We start from the raw sequence: 6830 nt of genomic DNA, 5'->3' as shown, positions 1-6830 counted from the left end.
ATGGGACGGGGGGATGTGGGGGGGGGGGGGGGGGGGGGGGGGGGGGGGGGTGGGGGGGGGGGGGGGGGGGGGGGGGGGGGGGGGGGGGGGGGGGGGGTGGTCTTGTCCTGCACAGGCGGGGAGGAGGTGGGTTCTCCACTGATGTTGCGCGGGTCGCCCGCGGGTGTTTTGTGTGGTGTTGGCTGGGGGTATGCAATGTTCGCAACACAGCCCGGACCAGCATGTTTGCTGGTGTTCGAGTGTGCGGGAATGTCGGTGGTGGGGTGTTGACTGACCGTATGAAGTACCCCGATTTCATGCCGGATCTGGCGTCGATGACGCCCGAGGAGCAGGTCGATTGGAACGCGGAGCTCGGCCCCGACGAGGTGAACGTGCTCGACGCTGATGTGTTGTTGGAGGGGTTGGTGCAGTCCCGTCGGGAGCGGGCGCAGCAGGCCGCGTTCGAGTTCGCGAGGGTGGACCAGTTCCGTCGGCACCGCGAAGACTGTACTGCGGGGCGGACGGACACCTCGGGCCTGTTCGGTCGGGCGTTGCGGGCGGAACTCGCCGCCGCGTTGTGTATCCCGGAAAATGCGGCAGAAGCTTTGCTGGTGCGTTCCCGCACCCTGATCGATGACCTGCCGGAGACGTTGTGGCGGTTGGGGGTTGGCCGGTTCTCGGAACGGCACGCCTCCATCATCGCCGATCTCACCGCAGGGCTCACCCCCGAGCAGGTACGTCAGTTCGAGGAGCAGGTGTTGGAGTATGCGGAGACCTTGACGGTGGGGCTGTTCACACGGAAGGCGGAACAGATCAAGGAACTGGTCCAGGCCGCCGATATGGAACAACGCCACACCGAAGCGCGATCGAATCGGGAAGTGTGGGTGGAACCCGGGGGCAACGGGATGGGATGGCTAACCGCCTACCTGCCGAACACGCAGATCGTCGCGATCGACAACCGGCTGACCGCTGCCGCCCGGTCGTTGCAGGGCGAAGGAGAAGACCGCACCCTCCGGCAGCTGCGGGCGGATGCGTTCGCGGACATCCTCACCGATCCCGGCGCGATCATCCCCGCCGACGAATCCGGCACCGAGTCCGGGCTGCGCATCCCGACGGTGCACCGCGGTATCCGCGCGGAGGTATCCCTCGTCGTTCCCGCCCTGTCCGTGATGGGACAGGGCGGCGACCCCGGGGATGCTGGAAGGCGGTATCCCTATCGATGCGGAGACGGCGCGTGAGTTGGCGGGGAACGCGACCGGGTTCACCCGCATCCTCACCCACCCCGAAACCGGGGTGACGCTGTCCTTCGGCAAGGACCGCTACGAAGTCCCCACCGCCCTGAAGCGATACCTCAGGTACCGGGACCAAACATGTCGGTTCATCGGCTGCACCCGCAAGGCGAAGTTCTGCGACATCGACCACACCGTTCCGTGGGCCGGAACCGGTATGACCACGCACGAGAACCTGGCGCACCTGTGCCGGTCGCATCACCGGGTGAAGGACGCCGGATGGGCAGTCACCCAAGCCCAGGACGGGTCAGGCACCCTCACCTGGACCAGCCCACTCGGGCGTGAGTATTCGACCGCAGCCGTGCACCCGATCGGCGGCAAAGCAGGGCCACTACAGAACCCATCCGGCGGCGGCGGGGCCAGTCGCGGGGCGAAGGCGCAGACCGAATGGCTCGACGACCCACCACCCTTCTAGACGAAGCTCAGCGCTTACCCATGGGCCTACCCATGGGCCGCCACTGGGGTAGGTCCGTCGCGTGGAGCTGCATTGTCATCGCCAGTTTCGGCAACATGCCACAGACGCGCCGATAGCGATCGGGGTGGGTTGGCACCGACCGTGTCAGGCGGGCTCAATGCCAGGCGTACGATACAGCCAGTGTCCTCCGTGGGTGGTGGGGGAGCGGAGTGGGTGGAGCCAAATGGTTACTTCACGAGCGGGGTGCGTGTCGGACGAGGTCCTCGCGGCTGCGCTCGCTCGGAGCTCTGAGGGCATGATTCTGACTGACGCGGCGCAGAACATCATTTTCGCGAACGAGGCTGTCGAGATTGTCACGGGATTCCGTCAGGCCGAGATGCTGGGACGGAATTGTCGTTTCCTCCAGGGACAGGAAACAAACCCCAGTGCCATAGCCGAGATGAACAGGTGCATCGCCAGCCAGGAAACATTCCGGGGCCTCGTCCTCAACTACCGCAAGAACGGTGAGGCGTTCTGGAACGACCTCACCATTACTCCGATCTTCGGTTCGAACGGCGCGACCACCCATTTCATCAGCGTGCAGCGCGACAGTTCCGAGCTAGTGGCGCTTCGTGAAAGTCTCCGAATCCAGCTCGAGAACGCGCAAAAAGAGGCGGAGACGGCGCAGCTCCTGCTCGATGTCGCCCGGCTGCTGGGCAATTACTCGGAACGAAGCGACGCCACCAACGCCATCGCCGACGCGATTCGAACTACGTGCGGAGCTGACCGGTCCGCCATAGCCCTGTGGGACGCGGCATCGGAGCAGTTCTCTGTCACTGCCCAGGCAGGGTGGCCCGCTCACCTCCCATCCCCAGCCGCTGATTTCGACCTCGTGTCCGGGGCCCTTCCCCAAGTCTCGGCCCTCGTCGAATCCGGGCATCCCACGATGTTCTCCGCGGCACCGTCGTCAGCCAGGCGGCAGCTGTTGAAGCAGTTTGGTTGCGTCGATGTGGCAGCCGTTCCGATCTCCTCGCGAGGGGAGTTCCGTGGCATCCTTCTCGCGTTCTGGGAGACTTCGGCGACTATGCATCTGGAGAGCCCGTTCGAAGAGCGGTTTACCGGTCTGGGCCATCTCGCGGCCGTCGCACTGGACAACGCGGCCCTCTTGGAGCAGGCGGTATGGAACGGCACCCACGACACTCTGACCGGGCTTCCAGATCGGGCACTGTTCGAGATGGTGCTGCATGAGAAGCTCGAAGCGGCCGCAACCTCATTCGAAGGTGTGGCAGTTCTGTACCTGGACATCGATCGCTTCAAGCGCGCGAACGACACTCTCGGGCATCACGCCGGCGACGACGTTCTCCGGTACGTCGCCTCGGCCCTACAAGGCTCTATTCGGGATTGCGATTTCGTCGCGCGCGTCGGCGGCGACGAATTCGTCATAGTGCTCTCGCGGGTTCACGTCGCAGACCTCGCCGATCAGGTTGCCACGCGCATTCGCGAACATCTGCGGAAACCCCTGCACATCAGCGGCCAGGAGCTCTTCGTGTCCGTGTCCATCGGGTCCGCCACCAGCGACATCCTCGACCCGGGACTTTCCCTCAACAGAAAAGCACGGGTACTCACGGCGGCGGCGGACGGTGCGATGTACAGGGACAAAGCCGCGAGGTCAGGCAGTCCCGATCAAGCGTCACAACCCCGCGAGCTGAGCATCGATGCGGCGTTGCGTGGAGCGGTCATCCGAGAAGAGCTGATGGCGTACTTCCAACCCCAACTGACCCTCGCCAGCAACTCGGTTGGCGACGTCGAAGCGCTCGCTCGATGGCATCATCCCCAGCTCGGCGACGTATCTCCCGCCGAGTTCATCCCGCTCGCGGAGAAGAACGGCGTCATTCACGAAATCGGGGCCGAGATGCTGCGGCAGGCTCTCGCCCTGGGAGCTGCTGCCGTCGCTGCAGGCACACCCGTAAACGTCGCCGTCAACGTCTCGGTGATACAACTCATGCAGCACGATTTCCTCGACACGGTAACGACGATCCTCGACGCCAGCGACCTCGCCGCCGAGAAGGTGACGATCGAGATGACCGAATCGTTATCGATCACCGACATGCGTCACATCATCACGCGCTTACTGGAGCTGCGAAGGATGGGGATGGGCGTATCGCTCGACGACTTCGGTGCGGGTAACACCTCCGTCTTGCAGCTCTACGACCTCCCCCTCACCGAATTGAAGATCGACCAGTCGTTCATTCGCAATGGCGGCCCGACGGGTGAAGCTCTCATCCAGGGCATTGTCAACCTCGCACACGCCGTAGGCGTCACCGTGATCACCGAGGGCATCGAGACCACCGACCAGCTACACACGATTCGCCAGCTCGGCAGTGACCGCGTCCAGGGGTACCAGATAGCGCCTCCCATGGAGCATCGCGATCTACTTGCCTGGCTGAACGAACATGACAGGGGCCCGCGATGCGGCTGACACGATTGCGGTGGACCGATCTTGTGGCGCCGGTCATATCCTGGCGGCTGACCGCTGCGGACCAGCGGATGTCATCGATCCCGCGCCCGGTGGACGCGCCTGTCGGGCATGTCGGTGGCTTCGACAGCGACCGGATTGTGATCCTCGGGGCGGGTCCCGCCGCGGGGTGGGGTGTGACTACCCACGATTTGGCCCTGCCAGGATCGCTCGCACGTGCCCTGACTGCCAGGACCGGTCGCGGCAGCGATATTCGCCTGATCGCGAACCCCGAGATGTGCGCTGGCAATGCCGCGCAGGCACTCGATGGTTTCAACCTGAGCCGCTACGACGCCGTCGTCATCATTCTGGGTGTGAATGATTCAACCCGGCTCACGCCGGTGCAACGGTGGCGGGATGACGTGACCGAACTCATCGAGAAGGTCGGCCGGTCTGCCCCGCACGAGGTGAAGATCGTCGTTACGGGAGTACAGCCGATCCGGTCAATTCCCGTGTTCGACAGCGTGACCGGCGCCATCGCAGACGCGCATGCCGACGTACTGAATCGAGAAACCGAGCAGTTGTGTGGCGTCACCGGGAGTGCCACCTTCGTTCCGCTGACCGTACTCCCGCCAACTGACGATTCCGAGGAACGTTATCGGGCTCCTACCCAGTACGCGCATTGGGCAGACCAGATCGCCGACGTATTGGCGCCTCTGCTCGAATCCCAGCAGCGTCTCAACGGGGACCGGCGCAGAGGGGGACGCGTGGCGACACCCTCGGAGGAGACTGCGCGTGAGAAAGCAGTCGATGAACTGCGCCTGCCGGGTTACGGAACCGACGAAAGGCTGAATCACATCGTCTCGTTGGCGCGGCAGGCTTTCAACGCCGACGGGGCCCTGATCACGGTGTTGAAAAGCGAGATGCAAATGCATCTCGCTGAAGTAGGAATGAACCTCGCCGAGCTACCCAGGGCTCAATCGTTCTGCCATTTCGTGGTGGAAAGCGGCGAAGCCATGATCGTGCGCGACACCCACGACGACGACCGCTTCCGCCACAACCCACTGGTGACCGACGGGCCGCGCATCCGGTTCTACGCCGGATTCCCCATCCAGGCACCCTCGGGAGAGCTCATCGGAGCTCTCTGCGTTCTCGACGATCACCCTCGACGCAGGGCCGACGACATCAATGTCGATGTCCTCCAGGAACTGGCCACATTCGTCGAAAAGGAACTCTGGCAGTACCTCGGTCGCCCAGCCTGAACCGCCCAGCTGAGCACCACGATGGCAACCCGAGCCGCACTCCCACGCGGCACCCGTCCCCTCGAACCGACCGCCTAGATTTGCTCTGCCAGCCGTTTGATCGCGGCGACGGCGTCCGGCCACATGCCGCGCATGTCGTCGGCCCATTCATCGGGCACCTCGAGGTCGACGACCAGCGTGGTCACCCCGCCAGCCTCGGTGAACGAATAGCTTTCGTGCATTCCAACGGCAGACCCGTCACGGTTCTCGACATCCTTCTCGATATCGCCGAGATAGCGGACCGATACGAACTCGTGCGGCCGGCTCTCGACGATCGTTCCGAAGAGACCACTCTGCGTACCGTCGTCATTGGGACCGACGAAGCGGATCTCGTCGCCCTCGTTCCAGCATCCCTCGTAGGTGGATCCCTCGTGAAAGGCGCCCGTCCATTCCCGGTAGGTGTCGAGGTTCAGCATGGTGTTCCACACGTGCTGCGCTGAGGCGTCGACATCGACGCTGAATCGAAGATTCTCCATGCGCGATTGTAGAACCGGGCCGCACGGTCCAGGCAAGACCACATTCGGAACCCCGGGGAGCGAGCGGCAGCCGGGGGTGGCGTCGAAGGCAGGAAGCACATTGTCGGCACGCAGGCCCATGATGTCGTTGAAGCAGAAGTAGAAGGTGGGATCAGACAGTGACAGATAACGCGGGTGACGAGCTTCGGGTGCTGCGACACCGGGCATACGGGCCTGCCGCGGACATTCACCTGGATCCCGACGCACTCCGACGCCTGCGCCAACTCGAGGGTGGCGGGTCCACGCCGGAGTCGGCGGTCGTTACTGCGCCCGGCGGTGAATCCAGCCAGATGCAACGGGCTGCCCCTGAGCGCCGCGCGCAGCATCCCCCTGCTCGCCTGCAGTCAAACCCACTCGTCGCGCTTCGGTCTCGTCGCGCGACGGTCATGATTGCCTTCGCCGCGGTTGTATTGGTGGCCGCGGCAATCGTTTCGCTGGTGCTCGTGCAGCGGGTGCAGACCGATCCGCTCCAAGTCGGCGCTTCTCAGGTGGCGCGCTCGTCCGCGGACTCCCAGTTCGACACGCCTGCGGACCTCAGCCTCGAAGGACGAGGCGTGCTCGCCTACGAACCTTTCTATGGGCTCCGTACCGTCGTCGAAGCACCGAGCGGAGTTGGGTCGGACGACGAGTGCATGACTATCTACCAACCAGAACTGTTGGATACCTCAGACGGGGGCTACTACTACTCCGGTGAACTGTTTCTGAGGGCGTGCGCGGCGGGAGTGTTTCCAGCTGCCGTCACCTTCACAGTGCCCGACGAGTCCCCAGAAGCACTCCGAGACGCCTACCCCGTGGGTACTCCGCTGCAATTCGTCTACGACAGGAACGATCGAGAGGTCGTCGTCTTCCGCGGCTGATGGATCAGAGGCGAGGACCAGCGGTAATCCCGCATCAGTG

Annotated in this window: 6 protein-coding genes; 5 read left to right on the top strand and 1 reads right to left on the bottom strand. The window is 64.1% G+C overall.

Annotated features, from left to right (window positions below; genetic code table 11):
* Nucleotides 1-278: 278 nt before the first annotated feature.
* The 4 genes from G5S38_RS11020 to G5S38_RS11005 all read left to right on the top strand — a co-directional run bounded on the left by G5S38_RS11020 (nucleotide 279) and on the right by G5S38_RS11005 (nucleotide 5379).
* On the top strand, nucleotides 279-1217 hold the full coding sequence (locus G5S38_RS11020) for a DUF222 domain-containing protein (RefSeq protein ID WP_165068478.1): 939 nt from the start codon (nucleotides 279-281) through the stop codon (nucleotides 1215-1217).
* 1 nt (nucleotide 1218) lies between these two features.
* Nucleotides 1219-1683: an HNH endonuclease gene (locus G5S38_RS11015; protein ID WP_235929022.1), complete on the top strand. Its 465-nt coding sequence runs from the start codon at nucleotides 1219-1221 to the stop codon at nucleotides 1681-1683.
* Between the two features lie 157 nt (nucleotides 1684-1840).
* Nucleotides 1841-4141, top strand: a complete 2301-nt coding sequence (locus G5S38_RS11010) for a sensor domain-containing protein (RefSeq protein ID WP_328796712.1) — start codon at nucleotides 1841-1843, stop codon at nucleotides 4139-4141.
* Nucleotides 4132-5379: a GAF domain-containing protein gene (locus tag G5S38_RS11005; RefSeq protein ID WP_165068471.1), complete on the top strand. Its 1248-nt coding sequence runs from the start codon at nucleotides 4132-4134 to the stop codon at nucleotides 5377-5379. The genes G5S38_RS11010 and G5S38_RS11005 overlap by 10 nt, the downstream gene beginning before the upstream one ends.
* A gap of 74 nt (nucleotides 5380-5453) precedes the next feature.
* Here G5S38_RS11005 and G5S38_RS11000 read toward each other — a convergent pair whose 3' ends face one another.
* On the bottom strand, nucleotides 5454-5894 hold the full coding sequence (locus G5S38_RS11000; RefSeq protein WP_165068468.1) for an SRPBCC family protein: 441 nt from the start codon (nucleotides 5892-5894) through the stop codon (nucleotides 5454-5456).
* Nucleotides 5895-6052: 158 nt separating this feature from the next.
* Between G5S38_RS11000 and G5S38_RS10995 the strand changes: the two genes are divergently transcribed.
* A complete protein-coding gene (locus G5S38_RS10995) occupies nucleotides 6053-6790 on the top strand; it encodes a hypothetical protein (RefSeq protein ID WP_165068466.1) in 738 nt (245 codons plus the stop codon).
* Nucleotides 6791-6830: the final 40 nt, after the last annotated feature.

This window comes from Marisediminicola senii (assembly GCF_011057645.1).
GTDB classification, from domain to species: Bacteria; Actinomycetota; Actinomycetes; order Actinomycetales; family Microbacteriaceae; genus Marisediminicola; species Marisediminicola senii.
The sequence above is the reverse complement of the archived record's forward strand: the minus strand, read 5'-3'. Positions and strand labels throughout refer to the sequence as shown.